Genomic DNA, 24,058 nt, shown 5'->3' with positions numbered 1-24,058 from the left:
CGCGCCGGCCCGGGGAGCATTCCCGCGCCAGGCACTCGCCGAGTGGCCATGGACGCGGAGCGGCCCCCTGCCCCGAGCAGGAAAGCGCTCTATCTCGGCTATTGCACCGATGCTGGGAGATTCATGGATGGTCGAGCGAAGATTATTTGTTATGGTATAACATCTACATTCGCACACTTCAGCGAACGCACCGAACGGCCCATCCGTGATCGGCCATGCGCACCTCCCTCCCAGAAACGCAGTACTAGGATCCCCGATGAAAACCACCTCGGCCTCCCTCGCCGTTCTGTCGGCGCTGGTATCGACCGACCTCCACGCCGCTCGCCCCAACGACGCCAGCGTCTCCCTCGGCGCCGTCTACGTGACCCCCGAGAAACGGAATGTCCTCGGCACCGAACGCATCCTCACCTCGGTGGACGTGATGGGCAGCGAGCGCATCGAACAACAGAACGTGAGCAACAGCTGGGAACTGCTCGGCCAGATGCCCGGCATCCAGCTGACCGAAACGCGCATGGGCGCCGAGTCTGGCAAGGCGACCTTGCGCGCCTTCAATGGCGAGGGCTACATCAACGGCATCAAGGTGCTGATCGACGGTATCCCGAGCAACGTCAACAGCGGCAACCAGCGCTTCATCGACATGCTGTTCCCGCTCGACATCGACTACATCGAAGTGGTGCGCGGCACCAACGATCCGCGCTACGGCCTGCACAACATCGGTGGCAACATCAACTTCGCCACGCGCCAGGGCGGCAACTACACCGACGGTCGCGTCACCTACGGCAGCTTCGATACCCGGGAGGTGCAACTGGCACTGGGCCGCGAGGAAGGCAACTTCGCGCAGAACTACATCCTCGCCAAACAGGACAGCGAAGGCTTCCGTGACCACAGCCGCTCCAACAAGTACTCGCTGGGAGGCAAGTGGTTCCTCAGCGACGACACGCAGGCCTTCAGGCTCGGCCTGGTCGCCCGCCTCTATCACCACCAGGCCGAAGAGCCAGGTTTTCTCACCGCCAGCCAACTGGCCGCCAGCCGCACGCAGTCAGCGGAGAAGAACGGCAACGACGACAGCGACCGCGACATGAAGCACCTGAGCCTGCATGCCGACGTCCGCCTCGCTGACACACTCGAGCTGAGCAACAAGCTCTACTACAACAGCTACGACGATGACCGCCGGGTAACCTTCAGCGACTACCAGCCCGGCAACGCCCCGCGCCAGCGCCGCCTCTGGAACGAGCGCCAGACAGGTGTGCTGAGCAACCTGACCTGGCGCGCCAATGACCTGCTGACGCTCGACGGCGGCATAAACCACGAGCAGCAGAACAACGAGTACCAGCGCTATCGATTCAACCATGGCGTGCCCACGAACTTCGATGCCACGCCAGCGCGCGTGCAGAATGACGAGCGCTACACGCTGTACAACAGCGGTGCCTACGTGCAGGCGATCATCCAGGCCAGCGAAAAGCTGCAGATCATCCCTGCCTACCGGGTGGACCGGTTCTCCGGCAACAGCGAGATGCCCGGCGGGGTGAAGGCCGAGCTGCAGGACTACGGCTGGATTCGCCAGCCCAAGCTGAGCGTCGTCTACAGCCTGAGCGAGGACATCAACCTGTACGCCAACTGGGGGCGCACCTTCCAGATCCTCACGGGCTCGACCAACCCCGCCTACCTGACCGCCGGACAACCGCGCTACAGCCCGTCGATCAACACCGGCAAGGAAATCGGCATCAAGTTCAAGCCATTCGCGGACAGCGAAGCGCGCATCGCCGTGTGGCAGCAGGACGCCACCGACGAAGTGGCCAACATGCCGGCAACCGGCACCAACGTCGGCCTCGGGGAAACCCGCCGGCGTGGCGTCGACCTGCAGATCAATGCCTCCCTGACGGATCGCTGGAGCGTCTGGGCATCCCATTCCTATCAGGAAGCCAAGGTGATCAGCGCGTACTCCGGCGGTGAATCGCTGGCCGGCAAGGAGGTGTTCTCCACGCCGCGCTACATCAGCAACCTGGGCACCGACTACCAGTTCGACCACGCCTGGCGCATCGGCCTGCAAGCCCGCGCGCAGGGTGACTACTACATCGACGAACACAACGCCCAGGGCAAGTACGGCGGCTTCGCGGTGCTCGATGCCAGCATCCACTACCAGCTCGACGACAGCACCAGCCTCGACTTGCAGCTGAAGAACCTGACGGACCGCGAATACGAGTACGTGTGGTTCGACAACTTCTTCTGGGGCGGTGACGATCAGGCGATGTTCTCCCCGGCACCAGGTCGCTCGGCGTACCTGTCGGTGAACATCAAGCTGTAGCGCCGCGTGCCGGAATCGCCGATCCGCAGGGTCGGCTTGCCGGTGCCTGCGATACGTGCCGCCTCGCACCGCCGCCCGCTGACGGCGTGGGCGATCAGAGATACTTGAGCCAGCGCATGTCCCGCCGCCGCGCCTTGAGCCGGGCGAACCAGCGCGTCGGGGCGAACAGCAGCAGCGCGAGCGCCAGCGTCATGAGCCAGATCCAGTGCACCGCAGCAAAGCCGAAGTAATGGCCCTGGTTGCTCCCCCAGATCGCCAGGGCCGCGATGTAGAGCAGCTTCAACACGTACAGGTGCAGCAGGTAGAAGAACATCGGCGCACTGCCGAACACGGCCAGCGTGCCCACCATGCGCCCGTCGTTGCGCCGCTCGAAGGCCGCCAGCAGCAACAGACCAAGCCCCAGCGTCAACGCCAGGAACAGCAGTGACGGCGGGTACTTGGTGAGGTTGAACAGGCTCATCAGGGTCTGCATGCCCGTCGCCTCGACCGCCCAGGGTTTCTCGCCGTAACCATTGAGCAGACGCAGCACCACGAACAGCCCCAGTGCGGCGCAACCGGCGACGCGCAGGTAGCGGCTCCGCTGCTGCGGCGTGCAGGTGCCGCGAAACCAGGGGCCGAGCGCATAACCCAGGGCGATCACCCCGATCCACGGCAGCAGCGGATAGGACGTGCGCAGGCGCACGGAGTCGGCCAGCTGGATCCAGCCACGCTCATGCAACACCGCCCAGGGAATGTGCAGCGCCGACTGCGGGTCGACATGCAGCCCATCGAGCAGGTTGTGCCCCGCCACCAGCAGCAGCCCCAGGCCCGCCAGCCAGGCCCTGGGCAGCCACAACAGCAGCGCCAGCGCCAGCATGCTCAGGCCGATGGCCCAGATGACCTGCAGGTAGATGACCGTGGGCGGAAACTGGAAGGTCCAGGCAAAATTGACCAGGGTGAACTCCAGCACCAGCAGAAAGAGTCCGCGCTTGAACAGGAAGGCACTGGTCGCCGCCCGGCTCATCTGCTTCTCGCCGTAGAGAAACGCCGAAAGCCCGGTCAGCAGAATGAACACCGGCGCACACAGGTGCGCCAGGGTGCGGCTGAAGAACAGCGCCGGATCGGTGCTGCTCACGTCCATCGGGTCTGCGACCTGCTGATGCAGGTAAAAGGTTTCGCGAACGTGATCGAGCAGCATGAGAAGGATGACCAGGCCGCGCAGGGCGTCGATCGAGTGCAGACGTGAGGAGGACATGGACGGCTTCGGCAGGGGCTGAATGAAACGTAATACTGTAACTTTTCAACCACTCCCGGTGCCAGCGAAACCGTCAGGCCTGCTCGATCAACGCAGCAGTGCCGGTACCTTGCGCTGCAACAGCTCGATCAGCTCTGGCTGCATGTAGGCATAGTCGTCGGGGATATCCAGGCAGATCACCCGCTTGCCCGCCAGCGCCTGCCGGTACTGGCGCGTCAGCTTGCTGCGGTGGTTCTTCTCCATCACCAGGATCACCGTCGCCCAGTCGAGCTGCTCCGCCGAGACGCGCACCTCGGCGTCGGGAGCCAGCCCGGCCGAGTCGGTCTCGATGTCCGGCCAGTCAGCGAATACCCGTTCGGCCGTGGGGCTGCGCAGACGATTGCGGCTGCAGATGAACAAGGCACGGATCACTCGCCGGACACCTGCTCGTAGAGTTCGACCGGTTCCACCTTGCCCTGGCTACCGCAGGCGGCGTGGCCCAGACCGAGGTGACGAAAGCCGGCCTTGAACAGCACGCGCCCGGACTGCGGGTTGCGCGCCAGGTGGCTGGCATGCAGACGGCGCAGGCGCAGGTGGCGAAAGGCGAAGTCCACCAGCGCATTGCACGCTTCGCTGGCATAGCCGCGACTCCAGTACGGTACGCCGATCCAGTAGCCTACCTCGGCCTCGCCACGGCTGATGTCCTTCAGCGCCATGCAGCCGACCAGCTTGCCGCTGTCGGCCTCGGTGATGATGAAGTTGGCCGCAGCTCCGCTGGCCCACTCCTCTGCGCAGCGCTCGATCCAGCGTTGCGCCAGCTCGGGCGGATAGGGATGGGGAATGCTGCGGGTGACGTCGGCGATACGAAAGTCGCCGGCCAGGCGCTGCACCTCGCTGGCATCCTCGGGTTGTGGCGTGCGCAGCAGCAGGCGCTGGGTTGCGATTCGCGGCTCATCCATTTTGCCACCTCGTCAGGACTGTTCAGGCCGGCACGGGGCCGATGGGGTAGAACTGCCCATCACTCCACACGCCCAGCCAGGGCTCTCCGTCGACCTCGCGCTCGACCGCCAGTTCCACCAGCTGGTAGAACACGTTGCGGTGAATCAGCGCCTCGAGGTTACGCCGTACCAGAATGTAGGGCGAGGGCTCGAGTGTCGCAGGATCGATCTCCACGCGAATGGGGTGCTCGGCGCCGCCAACCACCTCATCCTCGACGTTGGTGGTGAAGCGCAGGCGCTGCGACTCGCCCTCCCCCTCGACCTGCAGGGTGACGGCCACGAAGGGCGCATCCTCGACCTGGATGCCGACCTTCTCCACCGGCGTGATCAGGAAATAATCGTCGCCATCGCGGCGAATGATGGTGGAGAACAGCCGCACCATCGGCTTGCGGCCGATTGGCGTGCCCAGGTAGTACCAGGTGCCGTCGCGGGCGATGCGCATGTCGATGTCGCCGCAGAAATCCGGGTTCCACAGGTGCACGGGCGGCAGGCCCTTGCCTTCGCCCTTGGGAATCTGCGCCAGCAGGTCGCCCGCCTTGCCTGGATCGCTCATGCTCTCTCCTCGTCCGTTTCCGCGAACGGTCAAGGATACACCCTGGGGCCGGCTTTGACCTCGAAGGCCTGCGCCTGACTGGCAGGGCGCGCCCGGCGCCCTGTGCAACGGATCAGCGGCCGAGACCGATCAGGCTGCGCGCATAGTCGTGCAGCGGCGGGCCGATCAGGTCCTGGGGCTGGGCGTCATAGAACGTCAGGAAACCGCCACGACTGCGGATGCGCGCGGTGTCCACCAGGTAGCGGGTGTTGGTCTCGATCAGCATCAGCTGGATCGACGCGCGGTCGGTGCCAAGGCGATCCAGCGCCTCCTGATCCGCCCATTCATCCTCGTTGCCGATGCGGTCGTCGCTGTAGGCGAAACGGCTGTAGAGCAGGTAATGGGCGCCTGCCGCACGGGCCTCGGCCATGGCCTCTTCCAGGCCCAGCGGCTGTTTGGCGCGACGCACCAGCGGGAAGTATTCGACGAAGCCCTTGAAGGCCTCCTCCGCCACCACGTTGGGACGCGGATAGCCATGCCCCGGCGGCACGAAATGGCCCTGGGCGATGTAGATGAAGGAGTCCTGCTGCAGGCGCCGCGAGGCCATGCGCTCGGTGCGGCCGTGGTCGAGAACGCCGGCATCGCGCAGGTGGTACTCGGCGCCATCGGCCAGGTCACTCACCTTCATGCAGCCAGCCAGGCCCAGCAGCGCCACCAGTAGAAACAGGTTACGCATGAATCGATCCTCCTCATGCCGGTGACGGAAAACCGGCGGATGAGGCATAGATGCAGATTCTGCGCCAGGCTGTTCAAAGCCCCCGCTGCCACTCCTGGCGCAAGTTCGCCTGCTGCGGTTGCTCGATGGCGCTGCGCACCTGGGCCAGCAGGCGCGCCTTGTCACGACCGAGGTTGCCCTTGAGCACCAGGTAGTTGGAGGCATGATCACTGCGAAACACCGTGTGCTGCAGCTCGAGCCCGGCGAGCAGACGCTCGACCTCACCGAACAGCTGCAACTGGCTCAGCGGGCGGTAATCGGCGAACTGCTCACGAAAGCGCGCCTCGCCCATGGGAAAGCTGACCACCAGGGTGGACAGGTATTCGGGCTGCGCCTCGTTCATCAGTCGCGCCGAATTGTCTGCGTGCTGATCGCTGAGCGCCTGGCCGCCGAGCCCGTTGAGAATCATCACCGAGCGGGTGATGCCGGCCTGGCCGAGCTTGTCCAGCGCGCTGAGGCTGGAGTCGAAGGTTTCCCCCTTGTTGACCCGCGCCAGCACCTCGTCATCGCCGGACTCGCAGCCGACATAGGCCATCTTCAGGCCGGCATCGGCCAGCTCCTTGAGTTCCTCGACCGATTTCTTGCGCAGGTTGCGCGGCAGGCAGTAGCTGGAAACCCGACGCACCTCGGGCATGTGCTCGCGGATGGCCTGCAGAATGGCCAGCAGGCGCCTGGTCGGCAGCACCAGGGCGTCGCCATCGGCGAGGAACACCCGGTTGACGATCAACTGCTCGCCTGCGCGACGGATCTCCTCCAGCACCTGTGCCTCGTCCCGCGCGCGGAATTTCTTCTGCGGAGCGGTGTACATCTCGCAGAAGGTGCACTGGTTCCAGGAGCAGCCGTTGGTGACCGGCAGGATCAGTGACTGCGCCTCGCTCGGCGGACGGAAAACCGGCTCGATGTAATCGATGGGGAAACGGGCAGACATTCGCGGCACACTCGCAAAGGGAAAGCCCGCACAGTCTATATGGCTGCGGCGTGACTGCCGAGCCACGCCGCGCGCAGCGGTTCAGCGGCGGCGGCGTGTCAGCCGCCGATGATCTTCATCACCGTGACGCCACCGGAAAACGCCAGGTCCTGCTTGTCGCCCAGCGCCTTGACCAGCAGCCGCTGCAAGGCCGGCAAGGCCTGGTGACGCGGCTTGTCCAGCAGATCACCGACGAAGTGGCGGTTACTCGACGACAGGCAGCCATGCAACCAGCCGGTGGACGACAGGCGCAGGCGCGAGCAGGTCCGGCAGAACGGCACGCTTTCGTTGGCGATCACCCCGAAATGACCGGCGCCAGGAATGGCATAGCGCATCGCGGTGGCATCCACCGGCGCACTGGCCTGCACGTACTGGTGGCGGCCGCCGATCAGCTCGAGCAACTCGGGCAGCCCCACGAACTGCTGGTTGAAGGCATTGGGGTCGCGCGCCAGGTGGCCCATGCGCATCAGTTCGATGAAACGCAGCTCGAAACCTCGCTCCAGGCAGTACTCCAGCAACGGCAGCACCTGATCGAGATTCTGTCCGCGCAGCGGCACCATGTTGACCTTGATCTTCATCCCGGCGTCACGCGCAGCTTCCATGCCGGCGAGCACCGTGGCCAGGTCGCCGCCCCGGGCAATGCCACGGAACGCATCGGCATCCAGGGTATCGAGCGAGACGTTGAGACGACGAATGCCGCACTCGACCAGCAGCGGCAGCTTGCGCTCCAGCAACTGGCCATTGGTGGTCAGGCTGATGTCGTCGAGGCCGAACTGGCTGACCTGACGCAGGAAGGGTTCCAGGCGCGTGCTGACCAGCGGCTCACCACCGGTGATACGCAGGCGCTCGATGCCGGCGGCTTCGATCAGGTAAGCCACGCCGCGCGCCATGGCGTCGGCAGAGAGTTCGTCCTGTGCGGCGACCAGGCGCTTGCCATTCGGCACGCAGTAGGTGCAGGCATAGTTGCAGGCGGCGGTCAGGCTGACGCGGAGGTTGCGGAAGCGTCTGCCCTGGCGATCGACGATCATGGAGAACTCCAGTGGAGGAATGGGCTGGAGTATATCGCCATGTCGGCCACGGGACATTCCCATGGCCGACATGCAGGGGTCAGGCGTCGCGCTTGCGCTTGTTGCCCATGCGCACGCCGATGTCCATGAGGAACTGGAAGAAGCCTTCCTGATCCTCGAGCACGTTGCTCCAGAACGGCGAGTGATACAGCGCCACGGCGCCGTGCACCAGCGCCCAGGCGGCGCAGTAGTGGAAGTACGGCGGCACGTCTTCCAGCTTGCCTTCGGCGATGCGGCCCTTGATCAGCTGGGTCAGGCGCTCGAAGTTGGAAGCACGGATCTTGTGCAACTGCTCGACCATGTCCGGCACCTGGTTGCCCTTGACCACCTTCTCTTCCAGGCGGTCGAACAACCGGTAGCGCTGCGGATCACGCATGCGAAACTCGAAGTAGGCACGCGACAACGCTTCCTTGTCGCGATCGACATCGGCCGAATGCAGCAGCTCGTTGAGATCACGCTCGTAGTCGAGCATCAGGCGCAGGTAGATCTCCGCCTTGGACTTGAAGTGCTTGTAGATAGTGCCTTTGCCGATACCGACCGCGTCAGCGATCATCTCGACGGTAACGCTGTCTTCACCTTGCTCGAGGAAGAGTTTCAGCGCGGTATCGAGAATTTCTTGTTCGCGGCGACGGAATTCGCGGACCTTACGGGGTTCTTTCTGCATAAAGGGACTACGGGGTCAAAAATCGAAGCGGCCTATTATGCCCAAATGTAGCCAAATTGCACGGATCATCCGACCATGTACGTGTTTCATGATGAGTTTCCCCAGGAAGAAGGGCTGCGCTATCTCAACCATGCGGCGGTCGCACCCTGGCCGAAACGCAGTGCTGAAGCGGTTCGGCGGTTCTCGGAAGCGAACGTGGCCCACGGCGCGCGTGACTATTCCGACTGGCTGAAAGTCGAGCGTAGTCTGCGCGAACGCCTGGCGCGCCTGATGAACGCACCGAGCACAGGCGATATAGCCCTGGTCAAGAACACCTCCGAGGCGCTGTCCTTCGTCGCCTTCGGGCTGGATTGGCGCGCAGGCGATCAGGTGATCATCAGCGACGAGGAGTTTCCCTCCAACCGCATCGTCTGGCTGGCCCTGGCCTCCCGGGGCGTCGAAGTGATCGAGGTCGGCCTGAGCGGCGGCGACCCGGAAGGCGCCCTGCTCGCGGCCATCGGCCCGCGCACCCGCCTGCTCTCAGTCAGCGCGGTGCAGTTCGCCAGCGGCCTGCGCCTGGACCTGCCGCGCCTGGGCCAGGGCTGCCGCCAGCACGGCGTGCTGTTCTGCATCGATGCCATCCAGCAGCTCGGCGCCCTGCCCTTCGACGTGCAGGCCTACGACTGCGATTTCGCCATGGCCGACGGGCACAAGTGGATGCTCGGCCCCGAAGGCCTGGGCGTGTTCTATTGCCGCACGGCGGTACGTGATCGTCTGCAGCTGCACGAGTACGGCTGGCACATGCTGGAACACGCCGGCGACTACACCCGCCAGGATTGGCAGCCGGCGCGCAGTGCCCAGCGCTTCGAATGCGGCAGCCCGAACATGCTCGGCGCCTTCGCCCTCGACGCGAGCCTGTCGCTGCTCGAGGCGGTCGGTATGCAACGGGTCGGCGAATGCCTGGAACAACGCGTGCAGCAGTTGAGCGAGGGCATTGCCAGACTGCCGGGCGCCACGCTGCACAGCCCGCTCGTGGCACAACGCCGGGCCGGCATCCTCAACTTCAGCCTGGCCGGTTGGGACAATGCGGCGCTGTATCAGCGTCTGCGCGAGGATCAGGTGATCTGCGCGCAACGCGGGCTCGGCGTGCGCCTGTCGCCGCATTTCTACACCTCGCAGCGGGTCATCGAGGAGACCCTGAACCTGCTGGCCCAGCTGGCAAAAGGGTGAGGACTCAGCAGCGCCCGGGGTATTCCAAATCTGTTTAAAAAACACACGATTTGCTCTGGACGCCCGGCCAGCTTGGCCAATACTGAAAGTTACTGACGCGCGGCATCTCCCCCCAAGTGCCCCGTCAGCCGAGGTACCGTGGACCGCGTACCTTGATTTACTCCTAATGGTCTTGACCCGGATTCATCCCCCAGAGTCCGGGTTTTTTTTGTCTGGCGTGCGGCCGCCGCGCAGGCGCTCCGGCCAAGCCTCGACCTCAGGCGACGCCGGCCAGCGGGAACAGTCGCTTGAAGTTGCTGGAGGTCTGCTCGGCCAGGGTCTCGTAGCTCACGCCACGCAGCACGGCCAGGTACTCGGCAACCTCGCGCACGTATTGCGGCAGGTTGGGCTTGCCGCGATGCGGCACCGGCGCCAGGTAGGGCGAGTCGGTCTCCACCAGCAGGCGATCGGCCGGCACCTGACGGGCGACCTCGCGCAGCGCTTCGGCATTGCGGAAGGTGACGATGCCGGACAGCGAGATGTAGAAGCCGATGTCCAGCGCCGCCCTGGCCATTTCCCAGTCTTCGGTGAAGCAGTGCAGTACGCCGGCCTGCGGCAGCGCGGCTTCGCGCAGCAGCGCCAGGGTATCGGCACGGGCCTCGCGGGTATGCACGATGACCGGCTTGCCGGTGATACGCGCCGCCTCGAGGTGCAGGCGGAACGAGGCCTGCTGCAGGCCGGCGGACTCGGGCTCGTAGTGATAGTCCAGCCCGGTTTCACCGATGGCCACCACCTTCGGATGCGCCAGTTCGCCCAGCAGCCAGTCGAGTGCTGGCGCCGCGCCCGGCTCCAGGTCCAGCGGGTGTACCCCCACCGAGCAGTCGACATCCGCGTAGCGCTCGGCCAGGCCTTTCACGGTCGCGGCGTTGTCGGCACTGACGCCGATGCACAGAAAATGTCCCACGCCAGCGGCGCGCGCCGCGTCCAGGGCAGCATCCAGCGAACCGCCATGGGCGGCGAGGTCGAGACGATCAAGGTGGCAGTGGGAGTCGATCAGCATCAGGAAAAGCCTCGAGCAGCAAGCTTCAAGCCCAAGTAAAAAGCGAGCGGGAGCGCTGCCGCATTCTTGTCGCTTGTGGCTTGCCGCTTGCGGCTGCTGTTACATCGTGTGGGTCGGGCGGTCGGACTTCAGCGCACCGGCGAGGTAGGTCTCGATCTTGTTGCGTGCGGTGTTGTCACCGTCATTGAACTGCACCCCGACCCCAGCAGCGCGGTTGCCCTGGGCGCCTTTCGGGGTGATCCACACCACCTTGCCGGCGACCGGGATCTTTTCCGGCTCATCCATCAGGTTGAGCAGCATGAACACTTCGTCACCGAGCTTGTAGCTCTTGTTGGTGGGGATGAAGAGACCGCCATTCTTGATGAAAGGCATATAGGCCGCATACAGCACGGACTTGTCCTTGATGGTCAGGGACAGGATTCCGTTACGGGGCCCAAGATTGGGTGGCAGGCTCATCAGCGCATTCCTAGCGTTTATTGCTTAATGGTTGATTCTAGGGCCTGTTCATGCTGCTACGCAAACCAGCGCATGGCCCACAGCCAGCAGAATGTGACGCCCTGCCGAATCCGACGGCTGCCGGGTCAGCCACGCCCCGTGGCAGGTAGCGCGGCCCACTGCACCAGCAGAGCCTCGAGCAGCAGTACGCGATTGAGGTTGGCCTTGCCCATCACCTTCTGCCGCTGCGCCAGCAACCACTCCTGGATGGCCAGCACCTTGTCCTGCGCGGTCTTGTCCGCCAGATATTGCACCACCTTGCGCATGTCGGCCTGGCCCAGCCCCTCCTCGTCCTGGGTCAACTGGTAACGCAGCATGAGCTGCGCCCAGTCGCAGAACCAGTCGAACAGCAGATTCAGCGGCAGCGCGTTCCAGCTCTCGGCCAACTGGCTGGGCGATACCTGCTGCTTGAGCAACTTCTTCACGCCCTCCACCGCCTGGGCGCGCTGCTCGCGCACGCCCTGCGCGTGCATGCGCAGCGCCGCCAGGGGCGAGCCCGCGGCGAGGGTCAGCAGATCGGCACGTTCCTCGTCGCCCTGCTCGGGCAACGCCTGAGCCAGCCAGGCCAGGCTCACGGCCTCGCTCGGCAACGGACAGGCCTGCTGCACGCAGCGGCTCTTGATGGTCGGCAACAGGCGGCTGGGCTGGTGGCTGATCAGCAACAGCACGGTGTTGCCGGACGGCTCTTCCAGGCTTTTCAGCAGTGCGTTGGCAGCATTCAGGTTCATCGCCTCGGCCGGCTCCAGCAACACCACCTTGCGCCCGCCGAGCTGCGCGGTCTGCACCACGAACTCGACCAGCTCGCGAACCTGGTCGACCTTGATCGGCTTGTCCGCCTCCTCGGGTTCGAGGACGAAGTTGTCAGGATGGGTGCCCGCCGCCAGCAGGTGACAGGACTTGCAGTTGCCGCAGGCATCCAGCCCGTTCGGGCTGAGGCACAGCAGCCGCGCCATCAGCCGCTCGGCCAGGGCGCGCTTGCCGATCCCGGCCGGACCATGCAGCAGATAGGCATGGGCATGCTGTGCGCGCCCGGCCAGCTGCTGCCAGAGATTCTCCTGCCAGGGGTAGACCTCAGCCACGGTACGCCTCCAGCAAACTCGGCAACAGGGCATCTATATCAGCCTGTACCTGCGCCAGGCTCTTCCCGGCATCGAGCACCCGATAGCGCTGTGGCGACTGTTCGGCACGCGCCAGGTAGGCGTGACGCACCGACTCGAAGAAACTGCGCTGCTCCTGCTCGAAACGATCCAGGCGACCACGGGCAGCGGCGCGGGCCAGGCCGACCTCCACGGGCAGGTCGAAGATCAGCGTCAGGTCAGGACGCAGCTCACCCTGCACGAACTGCTCGAGCTGCGCGATGCGCTCCGTGGACAGACCGCGCCCACCGCCCTGGTAGGCGTAGGTGGCGTCGGTGAAACGGTCGCACAACACCACACTGCCCCTGGCCAGGGCCGGGCGAATGACCTGCTGCAGATGCTGGGCGCGCGCGGCGAACACCAGCAGCAGCTCGGTATCGGCCGCCATCGGCTCGTCACTCGGCGCCAGCAGCAGTTCGCGAATGCGCTCGGCCAGCGGTGTGCCGCCCGGCTCGCGGGTGAGCAGCACGTCGACGCCCTGCTCGCGCAGACGTTCGGCGAGGTACTCGCGGTTGGTGCTTTTACCGGCACCTTCCGGGCCTTCCAGGGTAATGAACAGACCGGTCACGGATTGCCCTTATTCAGTTTCGGCCGCCGCGCTGGGCGCGGGGCTGGAGCGATAGTCGGCGCGGCGCTTGAGCTGGTACTCGCGCACGGCGCGATTGTGCTCGGCCAGGCTATTGGAGAACACGTGGCTGCCGTCGCCCCTGGCGACGAAATACAGCGACTTGCCTTCACGCGGGTTGAGCGCGGCATGAATGGCCTCGCGGCCGACCATGGCGATCGGCGTCGGCGGCATGCCGTCGATGGTGTAGGTGTTGTAAGGCGTCGGGGTACGCAGATCGGCACGGGTGATCCGCCCCTTGTAGCGCTCGCCCATGCCGTAGATCACGGTAGGGTCGGTCTGCAGCCGCATGCCGATGCGCAGGCGCCGGACGAACACGCCGGCGATCTCGCCACGCTCTTCGGGTACGCCGGTTTCCTTCTCGATCATCGAGGCCATGATCAACGCATCGTAAGGCTCGCGATAGGGCAGCCCCTCCGCGCGCTGCTGCCATTCCTCGGCGAGCACGGATTCGAGGCGGGCATTGGCCTGCCTGAGCAGGTCCTCGTCACTCATGCCACGCACGAAACGGTAGGTATCGGGGAAGAAACGCCCTTCCGGGTTCTGCCCGCCGAGGTCCAGGCGCTCCATCAGCTCGTCGTCGGAGAGATCGGCCAGGCGCTGCTGCAGACGCTCCTGGCGCGCCAGTGCGGCGCGGACCTGGCGGAAGTTCCAGCCCTCGACCAGGGTCATGCTGTACTGCACCACCTCGCCGCGCCGCCACAGGTTCAGCACATCCTGGGCCGTCTGCTCGGGCAGCAGGCGGTATTCGCCGCTGTGCAGCGCCGGAGCACGCAGGTTGAAGCGCCAGTACAGGCGCAGCCAGAAGGCATTGTCGATCACCCCCTCGGCTTGCAGGCGATTGAGCAGGCCGCCGGGTGTCGCGCCCGCAGGCACTTCCAGCAGCAGCTCGTCATTCAGATGCAGGGGTTGCTCGAGCGCCCTCTGCTGTTGCCAGGCGGCAACCACTACCAGCAGCGCAGCCAGTAGCACGCCGCACTCGAGCAGCACCAAGATCTTGCGTAGCACCAGTTATTTACTCAATAGGTCGCGAACGATGGCCTGCAGTTTACGGGTGAGCGGCCCGACCGGCCAGTATCGTTCCTGCAACGCCCGTACCGGCCAGATGCCGTAGAGGCTGTTGCAGAGAAAGACTTCGTCCGCCGCCAGCAGTTCGTCGTAGGAAATGTCCCGTGATTCGATGGGCAGACCGAGGCGCTCGGCCTGATGCAGGATCTCGGCGCGCATCACCCCCGCCACGCCGCAGCGCGACAGCTCGGCGGTCAGCAAGCGCCCCCCGATGACCAGGAACAGGTTGCTGTAGACGCCCTCGATCACCCGCCCCGTACAGTCACGCATCAAGCCTTCGGCGCAGTCGGCATCCTGCCATTCGGCACGAGCCAGCACCTGTTCGAGGCGATTGAGGTGCTTGAGCCCGGCCAGCAGCGGCTGCTCGGCCAGACGGGTCGCGCAGGGGAACAGGCGCACGCCCTGCTCGGCATGCTCGGCTGGGTAGTGCGGCATGGGCGCCGCCTGCAGGATACGCAGAGGCTGGCAAGGCTGTGGCGGCGCATAACCGCGCTGCCCCTGGCCACGGGTAACGGTGAGCTTGGCCACGCCGTCACCGAGCTGCGCGGCGAACGCCTGCAGCTCGTGCTGCATCAGGGTCATGTCGAGCGCGATGGACAGGCGCTGACAGCCTTGCGCAAGACGCGCCATGTGCCGCGCCAGCAGCGCGATCTGCCCGCCACGCACGGCAATGGTCTCGAACAGACCATCGCCGTAAGCCAGGCCACGGTCGCGAACCGACAACTGCTCGCCGGGCGCGCCGTTGACCCAGCTCAGCATCAACCGTGGAACCGACGGAACAGCAGCGAGCCGTTGGTGCCGCCGAAACCGAAGGAGTTCGACAGGGCGATCTCGATCGGCATGGCCTTGGCCTGATGCGCCACAAAGTCCAGGTCGCAGCCTTCGTCCGGCTCGTCCAGGTTGATGGTCGGCGGTGCGACCTGATCGCGCAGCGCGAGGATGCTGAAGATCGCCTCCACCGCACCGGCGGCGCCCAGCAGGTGGCCGGTCATCGACTTGGTCGAGCTGACCGACAGCTGATAGGCATGCTCGCCGAACACGCTCTTCAACGCAGCCGCTTCGGCGAGATCGCCGGCCGGGGTGGAAGTGCCGTGAGCGTTGACGTACTGCACCTGGTCAGCGTTGATACCGGCATCGCGCAGGGCGTTGGCCATGCAGCGGGCAGCACCGGCGCCATCCTCGGGCGGCGAGGTCATGTGGAAGGCGTCACCGCTCATGCCGAAGCCGATCAGCTCGGCATGGATGGTGGCACCGCGCGCCTTGGCGTGCTCGAGCTCTTCCAGCACCAGCGCACCGGAGCCATCGGACAGCACGAAGCCGTCACGGCCCTTGTCCCAGGGACGACTGGCCCTGGTCGGCTCGTCGTTACGCGTGGACAGCGCACGCGCCGCGCCGAAGCCGCCCATGCCGAGGCCGCAGGCCGCCATCTCGGCACCACCGGCGACCATCACGTCGGCTTCGCCGTAGGCGATGTTGCGCGCCGCCATGCCAATGCAGTGGGTGCCCGTGGTGCACGCCGTGGCGATGGCGTAGTTCGGCCCCTGCAGACCCAGGTGGATCGACAGGAAACCGGAAATCATGTTGATGATCGAGCCCGGCACGAAGAACGGCGAAATGCGCCGCGGCCCCTGCTCGTGCAACGATTTGCAGTTGTTCTCGATATTGGTCAGGCCGCCGATGCCGGAGCCCATGGCCACACCGATGCGCTCGCGATTGGCGTCGGTGATATCCAGGCCGGAATCACGCACGGCCTGGAAGCAGGCAGCGAGACCGTACTGGATGAACAGGTCGAGCTTGCGCGCCTCCTTGGCGGAGAGGTACTCCTCGACGTTGAAGTCCTTGACCGACCCGCCAAAACGGGTGGAGTAGGCGGACAGGTCCATGTGTTCGATCAGACCGATGCCACTGCGCCCGGCCAAAATGCCCTGCCAGCTGCTCGGCACATCGTTACCCAGCGGCGACAGCATGCCCATACCGGTAACCACGACGCGTCTACGCGACACAGCAATCTCCTCTTGTTCTACTCAGGCGCTGCATGCGCCCTGCACGTAAAGAAAAGCCGCACGCCTGTTTAGGGCAGTGCGGCTTTTCTCGGTCAGAAAGCTGACGGTGACTTATTGCGCGTGGGCAGTCACGTAGTCGATGGCTTCCTGAACGGTGGTGATCTTCTCTGCTTGCTCGTCCGGGATCTCGGTCTCGAATTCTTCTTCGAGAGCCATCACCAGCTCAACGGTGTCAAGAGAGTCGGCACCCAGGTCTTCGACGAAGGAAGCGCTGTTGGTAACTTCCTCTTCTTTAACGCCAAGTTGCTCGGCAACGATTTTCTTGACGCGTTCTTCGATGGTGCTCATACCTTGTTTTCACTCCTAATTGGACAAATCCAGGCAGCTGGTAGCGGCCAAGTGTATAGAAAGGGTTTTTAGCATTTCAAGCTGAATGCCGGGGAGCCCCCAGGAACACTTCAACGATCTGTCTATAAACCTGTTGCAGCTTTATAACGGATTTTAGACAGCGACTATGACAGTTTTCTGATGGCTCGCGTCACATTCAGCTCATGTACATACCGCCATTCACCGGGATAGTAGCCCCGGTGACGTAACCTGCGCCATCGGAAGCCAGGAAACCGACCACCTTGGCGATCTCTTCGGCCTGCCCCAGACGACCCAGCGGAATCTGCGTCAGCAGCGCATCGCGCTGGGCTTCCGGCAGCTCGCGAGTCATGTCGGTGTCGATGAAACCAGGAGCCACCGAGTTGACCGTGATACCACGGGAACCCACTTCACGCGCCAGTGCGCGGCTGAAACCTTCCAGGCCGGCCTTGGCAGCAGCGTAGTTGACCTGCCCGGCGTTGCCCATGGCCCCAACGACGGAACCGATGTTGATGATGCGCCCGAAACGCGCCTTGGTCATGCCACGCAGCACGGCCTTGGACAGGCGGTAGAGGCTGTTCAGGTTGGTATTGATGACGTCGAACCACTCGTCGTCCTTCATGCGCAGCATCAGGTTGTCACGGGTGATGCCGGCGTTGTTGACCAGGATCAACGGCTGGCCAAGATGTTGCTGGATATGTTCGAGGGTGCTGGCAACGGATTCGTCGTTGCTCACGTCGAGCACCAGGCCGGCGCCTTCGACACCATTGGCCTTCAGGGTTTCGGCAATACGCTCGGCGCCCGAGGCGCTGGTGGCGGTACCGATGACGATGGCGCCCTGACGGCCCAGCTCCAGAGCGATGGCCTGGCCGATACCACGGCTGGCGCCGGTGACCAGCGCGACTTTACCTTGCAGACTCATGTGCTTCTCCTTTCCAAAACCGTTTCAAGCCAGCGCAGCGCGAGCGGCAGCGAAGGCGTCGGGGGTATCCAGGTTGTGGGTATTGATACCCTTGACGCAGCGCTTGTTCAGACCACCGAGCACCTTGCCCGGGCCGCACTCGACCAGATCGGTCACGCCCTGCTCGGACAGACGCACCATGGACTCGACCCAGCGCACCGGGCTGTACAGCTGAGCCAGGAGGTCGGCCTTCAGGGTCGCCAGATCGGATACCACGGCAGCACTGACGTTCTGCACCAGCGGAATCTGCGGGGCCTGCCAGCTCAGCGCCTCGACCGACTCGGCAAAACGCTCGGCGGCGGGTTTCATCAGCGCGCAGTGCGACGGCACGCTGACTGGCAGCGCCATGGCGCGCTTGGCGCCACGTGCCTTGCAGGCCTCGATGGCGCGCTCGACGGCAGCGGCGCTACCGGCAATCACCACCTGACCCGGGGCATTGAAGTTGACCGCGCTGACCACGTCACCCTGCGCCGCCTCGGCACAAGCGGCCAGCACGTCGGCGTCCTCCAGACCGAGAATCGCCGCCATGCCACCCTGCCCGGCCGGCACGGCCTGCTGCATCAGCTGACCACGGCGCTCGACCAGCTTCACGGCATCGGCGAACGCGATGCTGCCAGCGGCGACCAGCGCGGAGTACTCACCCAGGCTGTGACCGGCGACGAATGCCGGCTTGGCGCCGCCCTCGGCCTGCCACAGACGCCACAGGGCGATGGAAGCCGTGAGGATGGCCGGCTGGGTCTTGTCGGTCTGGTTCAGTTGCTCTTCCGGACCTTGCTGGGTCAGCGCCCAGAGGTCGTAGCCGAGGGCTTCGGAAGCCTCGCCGAAGGTATCGAGCACCAGCTTCTGCTGGGCACCGTGATCGGCGAGCATGGCCAGGGCTTGCGAACCCTGACCGGGGAAGACGAATGCGAGGGATGCAGACATGAATAAGTCCCTTGAGTCGAAAAACCAGCGCCAGGCGAGCCTGGCGCAGCAAACTGACAGTTGGATGACAGGCTACGCGCCGCGGTCACATTCCGGCCCCGTCACACAGCGAAAACGCGACGAGTCTACAACAACAAGTCCTCGAGTCGACCATGCAGTCGCTGCGGCAGATTCTCCTGCACCTCGCGCAGCGCGCAGCGAATGGCGCTCTGGAAACTCTCCTGGCCGGCGGCGCCATGGCTCTTCACGACGATGCCCTGCAGCCCGAGAAAACTCGCGCCATTGTGCCGTGCCGGCGCCAGATCGGCCTTGAGGCGACGCAGCAGCGGCATCGCCAGGGCACCGATGGCCTGGGCGAACAGCCCCTCCCTGAACAGCGCCTCGACCCGCCCGGTAACCATTCGCGCGAGGCCCTCGCTGGACTTGAGCAGGATGTTGCCGACGAAACCGTCGCACACCACCACGTCAGCCTCGCCGCGATAGACACCGTCACCTTCTATGTAGCCGACGAAGTTCAGCCCATGCGCCTGCTGCAGCATGCTGGCGGCGAGCTTGACCTGCTGGTTGCCCTTGATGTCTTCCGTGCCGACATTGAGCAGCGCCACCCGTGGCCGCGCGATACCCAGCGTCTCGGCCGCGACCGCGCCCATGATGGCGAACTGGTAGAGGTGCTCGGCGCTGCAGTCGACGTTGGCGCCCAGGTCCAGCAGGTAGCAATGGCCCCGCTCGGTGGGTATCGGACTGACCATGGCCGGCCGATCGATCCCCGGCAGGGTCTTGAGCAGATAGCGCGACAACGCCATCAGCGCACCGGTGTTGCCGGCACTGACGCAGGCGTGCGCCTGACGCTGCCGCACCAGCTCCAACGCCACGCGCATCGAAGCATCGGGCTTGCCGCGCAGCGCCTGAGCCGGACGCTCGTCCATGGCGATCACTTCACTGGCGTGATGAACCTGCAGGCGCGCGCGATCGACGCCGGACTGGCGAGCGAGCTGTTCTTCGATGAGGGGAGCTTGACCGACGAGGGTCAGGTGTAGCGAGGGGAACTCGGCCAGCGCGGAAATGCAGGCCGGAACAATGCAGTGGGGACCGAAGTCCCCACCCATTGCATCAATCGCGATGATCGAGGCGGACAAGGATTACTCGTCAGCGCCCTTGTCGATCACTTTACGACCGCGGTATACGCCTTCCGGAGAAACGTGGTGGCGCAGGTGAACTTCACCGGTGCTCTTCTCTACGGACAGGGCGCTGGCCTCGAGTGCGTCGTGCGAACGGCGCATATCGCGGGCGGAACGGGATTTTTTGTTCTGCTGAACAGCCATAACTCATTAACTCCTAAACGTTTGGGTCACGCTTTAACTGCGCCAATACACTGAACGGGTTGGACCGCGATACCTCGTCCTCGCCCGGCTCGGGCTCATCGAGACCGTCCGGCTGCTGGCAATCACCTGGGGCGTGAGCAGGAACGATCGGCAGGGCGAGAAGCAATTCATCCTCGACCAGACCGAGCAGCTCCAGCGGCTCCTCACCCACTTCCAGCACGTCGTAGCCCTTCGGCAAGGACTGAGTGTTCGCTCCAACCCGGACCACCGCGTATTCACATTCGCTGCGGATGGGTAGCGCGACCAGCTCCAGACAACGCTGGCAGACCATTTTGACCTCAACCTCGAGCTCACTGCGGATTACCACAGTTTTCTGCTCGTCACGCCCGAAGTGAAACTTCGCCTGCACCGCGCCCGCCGTATCGGCAAGCGGGTCGCAGAGACGCGGCAGACTGGCCAGTTCGAGCTGCCCTTCAAGGGTAGCTTCGCGGTCGGCGAGCTTGCGCGGATCAACGTGAGGTGGAATCGGCCCATTCAACATAGGCGCAGCATTCTAGGGATGCACCCTGCCCGTGTCAAAGGAAATTGAGCCTGTATTCACCCAGGCACGACCAGTAGAATTTCTCGCCCACTTATATAAGGAAGAGAACATGCCCGCGCTGCTGCTCGCCTCCAGCTCGCCCTACCGCCGCGAACTGCTCGACCGCCTGCAACTGCCCTTCACCTCGCAGTCGCCGAGCATCGACGAAACCCGCCAGGCAGGCGAAACCGGCATCGACCTGGTCAGGCGCCTGGCCGAGACGAAGGCCCGCGCATTGGCCGACCAGCACCCCGACCACCTGATCATCGGCTCGGATCAGGTCGCCATCCTCAGCGACGGCCAGATTCTCGGCAAACCCCATGACCTGCCAAGGGCCCAGCAGCAACTGCGCGCCGCCAGCGGCAGCAGCGTCACCTTTCTCACCGGCCTGGCCCTGCTCGATACCGGCAGCGGCCGATGCCAGGTCGACTGCGTTCCCTTCACCGTGCATTTTCGCCCGCTCGATGACGGACAGATCCTGCGCTATCTGCAGCGCGAGCAACCTTTCGACTGCGCCGGCAGCTTCAAATCCGAGGGCCTGGGCATCAGTCTGTTCCGCAGCACGCAAGGCGAAGACGCCACCAGCCTGATCGGCCTGCCGCTGATCCGCCTGGTGGATATGCTGCTCAACGAGGGCGTGGAGATACCGTAGGGCGGGTGCAACCCGCCGACCGAGACTGGCGGATTACACCCGCCCTACGGGAGCATTCCTCAGCGCAGCGTCGGCCCCTGGAAGCCCATCCACAGCGCGATGCGATCCGCCACACTGGTACCCAGGCGCTTGGCGAAGCGATCGAACGGCGTGTCCCGCTGGGTGTAGTCGACCATTTCCTTCTCGCCGATCACCTCGCGCGCCACATAGCTGGCACTGCCCAGGGCATCGATCAGACCCAGCTGCAGAGCCTGCTCGCCGGACCAGATCAGGCCGGAGAACAGCTCGGGATGCTCATCCGCCTTGAGTCGCTCACCCCGCCCCTTCTTCACGCTGTCGATGAACTGACGGTGCGTGGTTTCCAGCACGGTCTTCCAGAAGCGTGTTTCCTCTTCCTTCTGCGGCTGGAACGGATCGAGAAAGGCCTTGTGCTCGCCGGAGGTGTAGACGCGACGCTCGACACCCAGCTTCTCCATGGTATCGACGAAGCCGAAGCTGGCCGCCGTGACCCCGATCGAGCCGACCAGACTGGCCTTGTCGGCGTAGATCTCGTCTGCCGCACTGGCGATGTAGTAGGCGCCGGACGCCCCGAGATCACTGATCACCGCGTAGACCTTGGTCTGTGGGTACTCGCCACGCAGGCGACGAATCTCGTCATAGATGTAGCCCGACTGCACGGGACTGCCGCCCGGGCTGTTGATACGCAGGATCACACCCTTGGTGTTGCTGTCCTCGAACGCCGCACGCAGGCTGCCCACCACCTTGTCGGCGCTGGCTTCCTCACGGTCGGCGATCATGCCGCGAATCTCGATCAGCGCCGTGTGCGCCGTCGTGGTCGAGGCCGACTTCAGGTCGAGCGCCGGCAACACCAGCGCCAGCGCACCGAACAGATAGATGAAGGTCAGCAGCTTGAAAAAGATCCCCCAGCGCCGGGACCGACGCTGCTCCTGCACGCTTGAAAGCAGGGTTTTCTCAAGCAGTTTCCAGCTCTTGGCATCCTCGCCCGACGACGACGATGACTTCCACTCATCCGACATGCTCACTCACCTCTGAAGGATGCTGCGCAGGGCGGCCTTCCAGCCACGCGCGCAGCTCATTGAACTCGTTGATTGCCAAACGCGGCGCACATTCACGCAGAACCGACAATGGCTGGGCACCGAAACCGACCGCTACCGCGTCCATTCCGGCATTGCGCGCCATGAGCAGGTCGAAGGTCGAATCCCCCACCATCAACGCCCGCTCGGGCTGCACCCGGCAATGCGCAAGAATCTCGTGCAGCATCAGCGGATCCGGCTTGCTCGCCGTCTCGTCAGCGCAGCGGGTGATGTCGAAGTAGTCCAGCCAGCCCTTGTCCGCCAGCACCCGATGCAGCCCCTTGCGCCCCTTGCCGGTCGCGACCGCCAGACGATAGCCCTGCTCGCGAAAGACTTCGAGCGACTCGCGCACGCCGTCGAACAGCGGCGACGGCTCGGTTTCCAGCGCCAGGTACTGCTCGCTGTAGGCACGCCGAATGGCTTCGATGCGCAACGGTTCATCGAGTTCCGGATAGAGCGTGCCGATCGCCACCCCCAGCTCCAGACCGATGATGCCGCGCACCGCCACATCGCTGCAGCGCGGCACACCGGTGATATCGGCAGCGCGATGCATGGCCTCGACGATGCGGCCGATGGAGTCGACCAGCGTGCCATCCCAATCGAAGACCAGCAGTTGATAGTCAGGCACTCAGACGCTCCAGGGTCCTGGCCCACATCTCGTCCACCGGCGCCTCGAGCTTCAGCACACCGCCATCCGGCAGCGGCACATGCAGCTCGTAGGCATGCAGGAACAGGCGCTTGCCGCCCAGCTCGCGAATCTCGCGCGTGAATTCGTCATCGCCGTACTTGGAGTCACCGGCGATGGAGTGCCCGGCATGCTTGGCATGCACACGGATCTGGTGGGTACGCCCGGTGACCGGCTTGGCCTCGACCAGGGTGGCGAAGTCACCGAAGCGGCGCAGCACGCGGAACAGCGTCAGCGCCTCCTTGCCTTCACCATCGACCTCGACCATGCGCTCGCCGGAACGCAGATTGCTCTTCTGCAGCGGCGCATTGACCTGTTTCTTGGCCGTCGCCCAGTGACCGCGCACCAGCGCCATGTAGCGCTTGTCGACACCATCACCGCGCAGCGCTTCATGCAGATGACGCAGCATGCTGCGTTTCTTGGCGATCATCAGCAGACCCGAGGTATCACGATCCAGGCGGTGCACCAGCTCCAGATCCTTGGCATCGGGGCGCAGCTGGCGAAACGCCTCGATCACCCCATAGTTCAGGCCGCTGCCACCATGCACGGCGATACCCGCCGGCTTGTTCAGCACGATCAGCGCCTTGTCCTCGTAGACGATGGCCGCTTCGAGGCGTTCCAGCAGGCCCTGAGCCAGCGGCTCGGGCTCATCGCGCTCGGCCAGGCGCAACGGCGGCACCCGTACCACGTCACCAGCCTGCAGCTTGTACTCGGGCTTGATGCGCCCCTTGTTCACGCGCACTTCACCCTTGCGCAGGATGCGGTAAATCAGGGTCTTGGGCACGCCCTTGAGCTGTGTCCGGAGGAAATTGTCGATGCGTTGGCCGGCGAGTTCCGGTGCAACCTCGATCAGCTGGACGCCGGAGGTTGGAGAGGCAGGAGTAGTCATCGCGCAATCATAACAATTTTTTATGGAATTGAAGCACTTAATCATTGCTGCTATAGTCGCGAACGCCGCCAAAAGTGGCCTGGCTTGCGGATGATCGCCAAACTTGCCATCCCCTGCCCGCGCAACCCTTTCAGGACGTGAGGCCGTCCGACGGATTGTTCAGTGTTAGAAGGCCGCAAAAGGCCGTGAAGAATTCGGAAACAACGCCTTGAGTATGATGCGCGACTCGCCCAGTGGGGCGGTCGCGGTAACTGACAACCGCTGCGGAATCCGCGCGCGGCACCCGATTTTCAGCGATACGTGTAGGGTGGAGATGTACAACTGTCGGACTGCGTAGCTCATAGCTTGATCAAAGACGCCTCATCTCGTCCGCTTCCGCCAGTTGATTCCTCCTCCTGACTGAGTGCTTTCTGTCACCACAGCAAGCAGGAGACGTCCGTCGCGACCGCGGCCTTCGATGGCCGACCGTCGCTAGACAGTGGAACGATT

27 protein-coding genes are annotated in these 24,058 nt (G+C 64.4%); 3 read left to right on the top strand and 24 right to left on the bottom strand.

Going from position 1 to position 24,058, the window contains the following annotated elements; translation table 11 throughout:
* The first annotated feature begins 256 nt into the window (after positions 1-256).
* On the top strand, positions 257-2,305 hold the full coding sequence (locus tag JLK41_RS08495) for a TonB-dependent receptor (protein WP_210390761.1): 2,049 nt from the start codon (positions 257-259) through the stop codon (positions 2,303-2,305).
* A gap of 94 nt (positions 2,306-2,399) precedes the next feature.
* Here the strand turns inward: JLK41_RS08495 and JLK41_RS08490 are convergent, their stop codons facing one another.
* The 8 genes from JLK41_RS08490 to JLK41_RS08455 form a co-directional block, all read right to left on the bottom strand.
* Positions 2,400-3,539, bottom strand: a complete 1,140-nt coding sequence (locus JLK41_RS08490; RefSeq protein WP_210390760.1) for an acetyltransferase domain-containing protein — start codon at positions 3,537-3,539, stop codon at positions 2,400-2,402.
* Positions 3,540-3,626: 87 nt separating this feature from the next.
* Positions 3,627-3,950, bottom strand: coding sequence for a low molecular weight protein tyrosine phosphatase family protein (locus JLK41_RS08485; RefSeq protein WP_134676215.1), 324 nt, complete (start codon positions 3,948-3,950; stop codon positions 3,627-3,629).
* Complete coding sequence (locus tag JLK41_RS08480) at positions 3,947-4,477, bottom strand: GNAT family N-acetyltransferase (RefSeq protein ID WP_150608948.1); 531 nt, start codon at positions 4,475-4,477, stop codon at positions 3,947-3,949. The genes JLK41_RS08485 and JLK41_RS08480 overlap by 4 nt, the downstream gene beginning before the upstream one ends.
* 22 nt (positions 4,478-4,499) lie before the next feature.
* Complete coding sequence (locus tag JLK41_RS08475) at positions 4,500-5,069, bottom strand: DUF1285 domain-containing protein (protein WP_134676217.1); 570 nt, start codon at positions 5,067-5,069, stop codon at positions 4,500-4,502.
* Between the two features lie 112 nt (positions 5,070-5,181).
* Positions 5,182-5,784 (bottom strand): DUF4823 domain-containing protein, encoded by a 603-nt coding sequence (locus JLK41_RS08470; RefSeq protein ID WP_047591245.1) that lies wholly within the window; start codon positions 5,782-5,784, stop codon positions 5,182-5,184.
* Between the two features lie 73 nt (positions 5,785-5,857).
* Positions 5,858-6,751: a radical SAM protein gene (locus tag JLK41_RS08465; RefSeq protein ID WP_210390759.1), complete on the bottom strand. Its 894-nt coding sequence runs from the start codon at positions 6,749-6,751 to the stop codon at positions 5,858-5,860.
* A 98-nt stretch (positions 6,752-6,849) separates the two neighbouring features.
* Positions 6,850-7,818 carry a GTP 3',8-cyclase MoaA gene (locus JLK41_RS08460; RefSeq protein ID WP_210390758.1) on the bottom strand — a complete coding sequence of 323 codons (969 nt, stop codon included), beginning with the start codon at positions 7,816-7,818 and terminating at the stop codon, positions 6,850-6,852.
* A gap of 79 nt (positions 7,819-7,897) precedes the next feature.
* Entirely contained in the window at positions 7,898-8,521 is a 624-nt protein-coding gene (locus JLK41_RS08455; RefSeq protein ID WP_037048515.1) for a TetR/AcrR family transcriptional regulator, read from the bottom strand.
* A gap of 75 nt (positions 8,522-8,596) precedes the next feature.
* Between JLK41_RS08455 and JLK41_RS08450 the strand changes: the two genes are divergently transcribed.
* Complete coding sequence (locus tag JLK41_RS08450; protein ID WP_210390757.1) at positions 8,597-9,730, top strand: aminotransferase class V-fold PLP-dependent enzyme; 1,134 nt, start codon at positions 8,597-8,599, stop codon at positions 9,728-9,730.
* 256 nt (positions 9,731-9,986) lie between these two features.
* Here the strand turns inward: JLK41_RS08450 and JLK41_RS08445 are convergent, their stop codons facing one another.
* From JLK41_RS08445 to JLK41_RS08385, 13 genes are all read right to left on the bottom strand, one after another.
* On the bottom strand, positions 9,987-10,769 hold the full coding sequence (locus JLK41_RS08445; protein ID WP_037048521.1) for a TatD family hydrolase: 783 nt from the start codon (positions 10,767-10,769) through the stop codon (positions 9,987-9,989).
* A gap of 99 nt (positions 10,770-10,868) precedes the next feature.
* Positions 10,869-11,225 carry a PilZ domain-containing protein gene (locus JLK41_RS08440; RefSeq protein ID WP_003245164.1) on the bottom strand — a complete coding sequence of 119 codons (357 nt, stop codon included), beginning with the start codon at positions 11,223-11,225 and terminating at the stop codon, positions 10,869-10,871.
* A 125-nt stretch (positions 11,226-11,350) separates the two neighbouring features.
* Positions 11,351-12,343 (bottom strand): DNA polymerase III subunit delta', encoded by a 993-nt coding sequence (locus JLK41_RS08435; RefSeq protein ID WP_175253411.1) that lies wholly within the window; start codon positions 12,341-12,343, stop codon positions 11,351-11,353.
* Positions 12,336-12,968, bottom strand: a complete 633-nt coding sequence (tmk, locus tag JLK41_RS08430; RefSeq protein ID WP_210390756.1) for a dTMP kinase — start codon at positions 12,966-12,968, stop codon at positions 12,336-12,338. The genes JLK41_RS08435 and tmk overlap by 8 nt, the downstream gene beginning before the upstream one ends.
* Before the next feature lie 9 nt (positions 12,969-12,977).
* A complete protein-coding gene (gene mltG / locus JLK41_RS08425; RefSeq protein ID WP_134676222.1) occupies positions 12,978-14,033 on the bottom strand; it encodes an endolytic transglycosylase MltG in 1,056 nt (351 codons plus the stop codon).
* 3 nt (positions 14,034-14,036) lie between these two features.
* Positions 14,037-14,852: an aminodeoxychorismate lyase gene (gene pabC / locus JLK41_RS08420; protein ID WP_210390755.1), complete on the bottom strand. Its 816-nt coding sequence runs from the start codon at positions 14,850-14,852 to the stop codon at positions 14,037-14,039.
* On the bottom strand, positions 14,852-16,096 hold the full coding sequence (fabF, locus tag JLK41_RS08415) for a beta-ketoacyl-ACP synthase II (protein WP_037048531.1): 1,245 nt from the start codon (positions 16,094-16,096) through the stop codon (positions 14,852-14,854). Before fabF ends, pabC begins: the two co-directional genes overlap by 1 nt.
* Positions 16,097-16,207: 111 nt before the next feature.
* A complete protein-coding gene (acpP, locus tag JLK41_RS08410; protein WP_003245177.1) occupies positions 16,208-16,444 on the bottom strand; it encodes an acyl carrier protein in 237 nt (78 codons plus the stop codon).
* A gap of 196 nt (positions 16,445-16,640) precedes the next feature.
* Positions 16,641-17,384 (bottom strand): 3-oxoacyl-ACP reductase FabG, encoded by a 744-nt coding sequence (fabG, locus tag JLK41_RS08405; protein ID WP_037048534.1) that lies wholly within the window; start codon positions 17,382-17,384, stop codon positions 16,641-16,643.
* A gap of 24 nt (positions 17,385-17,408) precedes the next feature.
* The gene (fabD, locus tag JLK41_RS08400) at positions 17,409-18,347 is read right to left on the bottom strand and encodes an ACP S-malonyltransferase (protein ID WP_150608901.1); all 939 of its coding nucleotides are present in this window, start codon (positions 18,345-18,347) and stop codon (positions 17,409-17,411) included.
* A 125-nt stretch (positions 18,348-18,472) separates the two neighbouring features.
* Positions 18,473-19,483 carry a phosphate acyltransferase PlsX gene (plsX, locus tag JLK41_RS08395; RefSeq protein ID WP_081876437.1) on the bottom strand — a complete coding sequence of 337 codons (1,011 nt, stop codon included), beginning with the start codon at positions 19,481-19,483 and terminating at the stop codon, positions 18,473-18,475.
* A 3-nt stretch (positions 19,484-19,486) separates the two neighbouring features.
* A complete protein-coding gene (rpmF, locus tag JLK41_RS08390) occupies positions 19,487-19,669 on the bottom strand; it encodes a 50S ribosomal protein L32 (RefSeq protein WP_037048542.1) in 183 nt (60 codons plus the stop codon).
* 13 nt (positions 19,670-19,682) lie between these two features.
* Positions 19,683-20,210: a YceD family protein gene (locus tag JLK41_RS08385; protein WP_037048544.1), complete on the bottom strand. Its 528-nt coding sequence runs from the start codon at positions 20,208-20,210 to the stop codon at positions 19,683-19,685.
* A 109-nt stretch (positions 20,211-20,319) separates the two neighbouring features.
* On the opposite strand from JLK41_RS08385, the gene JLK41_RS08380 reads away from it, so the two are divergent.
* A complete protein-coding gene (locus JLK41_RS08380) occupies positions 20,320-20,901 on the top strand; it encodes a Maf family protein (RefSeq protein ID WP_210390754.1) in 582 nt (193 codons plus the stop codon).
* 59 nt (positions 20,902-20,960) lie between these two features.
* Here JLK41_RS08380 and sppA read toward each other — a convergent pair whose 3' ends face one another.
* Genes sppA through rluC form a run of 3 tightly spaced genes read right to left on the bottom strand, consistent with a single transcriptional unit; the run spans position 20,961 to position 23,569 of the window.
* Positions 20,961-21,938, bottom strand: a complete 978-nt coding sequence (sppA, locus tag JLK41_RS08375; RefSeq protein WP_037048549.1) for a signal peptide peptidase SppA — start codon at positions 21,936-21,938, stop codon at positions 20,961-20,963.
* A complete protein-coding gene (locus JLK41_RS08370) occupies positions 21,928-22,623 on the bottom strand; it encodes an HAD-IA family hydrolase (RefSeq protein WP_047591275.1) in 696 nt (231 codons plus the stop codon). Before JLK41_RS08370 ends, sppA begins: the two co-directional genes overlap by 11 nt.
* Positions 22,616-23,569, bottom strand: a complete 954-nt coding sequence (rluC, locus tag JLK41_RS08365; protein ID WP_037048561.1) for a 23S rRNA pseudouridine(955/2504/2580) synthase RluC — start codon at positions 23,567-23,569, stop codon at positions 22,616-22,618. Before rluC ends, JLK41_RS08370 begins: the two co-directional genes overlap by 8 nt.
* Positions 23,570-24,058: the final 489 nt, after the last annotated feature.

It is taken from the genome of Ectopseudomonas khazarica, assembly GCF_017915135.1.
GTDB lineage: Bacteria > Pseudomonadota > Gammaproteobacteria > Pseudomonadales > Pseudomonadaceae > Aquipseudomonas > Aquipseudomonas khazarica.
Note: the sequence above shows the minus strand (reverse complement) of the source record. Positions and strands in the feature narration are given on the sequence as shown.

Coding starts and splice junctions, on each gene's coding strand:
- JLK41_RS08495 (WP_210390761.1), top strand. CDS start 257: ATGAAAACCACCTCGGCCTCCCTCGCCGTTCTGTCGGCGCTGGTATCG.
- JLK41_RS08490 (WP_210390760.1), bottom strand. CDS start 3,539: ATGTCCTCCTCACGTCTGCACTCGATCGACGCCCTGCGCGGCCTGGTC.
- JLK41_RS08480 (WP_150608948.1), bottom strand. CDS start 4,477: ATGGATGAGCCGCGAATCGCAACCCAGCGCCTGCTGCTGCGCACGCCA.
- JLK41_RS08475 (WP_134676217.1), bottom strand. CDS start 5,069: ATGAGCGATCCAGGCAAGGCGGGCGACCTGCTGGCGCAGATTCCCAAG.
- JLK41_RS08470 (WP_047591245.1), bottom strand. CDS start 5,784: ATGCGTAACCTGTTTCTACTGGTGGCGCTGCTGGGCCTGGCTGGCTGC.
- JLK41_RS08465 (WP_210390759.1), bottom strand. CDS start 6,751: ATGTCTGCCCGTTTCCCCATCGATTACATCGAGCCGGTTTTCCGTCCG.
- JLK41_RS08460 (WP_210390758.1), bottom strand. CDS start 7,818: ATGATCGTCGATCGCCAGGGCAGACGCTTCCGCAACCTCCGCGTCAGC.
- JLK41_RS08455 (WP_037048515.1), bottom strand. CDS start 8,521: ATGCAGAAAGAACCCCGTAAGGTCCGCGAATTCCGTCGCCGCGAACAA.
- JLK41_RS08450 (WP_210390757.1), top strand. CDS start 8,597: ATGTACGTGTTTCATGATGAGTTTCCCCAGGAAGAAGGGCTGCGCTAT.
- JLK41_RS08445 (WP_037048521.1), bottom strand. CDS start 10,769: ATGCTGATCGACTCCCACTGCCACCTTGATCGTCTCGACCTCGCCGCC.
- JLK41_RS08440 (WP_003245164.1), bottom strand. CDS start 11,225: ATGAGCCTGCCACCCAATCTTGGGCCCCGTAACGGAATCCTGTCCCTG.
- pabC (WP_210390755.1), bottom strand. CDS start 14,852: ATGCTGAGCTGGGTCAACGGCGCGCCCGGCGAGCAGTTGTCGGTTCGC.
- acpP (WP_003245177.1), bottom strand. CDS start 16,444: ATGAGCACCATCGAAGAACGCGTCAAGAAAATCGTTGCCGAGCAACTT.
- fabG (WP_037048534.1), bottom strand. CDS start 17,384: ATGAGTCTGCAAGGTAAAGTCGCGCTGGTCACCGGCGCCAGCCGTGGT.
- fabD (WP_150608901.1), bottom strand. CDS start 18,347: ATGTCTGCATCCCTCGCATTCGTCTTCCCCGGTCAGGGTTCGCAAGCC.
- rpmF (WP_037048542.1), bottom strand. CDS start 19,669: ATGGCTGTTCAGCAGAACAAAAAATCCCGTTCCGCCCGCGATATGCGC.
- JLK41_RS08385 (WP_037048544.1), bottom strand. CDS start 20,210: ATGTTGAATGGGCCGATTCCACCTCACGTTGATCCGCGCAAGCTCGCC.
- JLK41_RS08380 (WP_210390754.1), top strand. CDS start 20,320: ATGCCCGCGCTGCTGCTCGCCTCCAGCTCGCCCTACCGCCGCGAACTG.
- sppA (WP_037048549.1), bottom strand. CDS start 21,938: ATGTCGGATGAGTGGAAGTCATCGTCGTCGTCGGGCGAGGATGCCAAG.
- rluC (WP_037048561.1), bottom strand. CDS start 23,569: ATGACTACTCCTGCCTCTCCAACCTCCGGCGTCCAGCTGATCGAGGTT.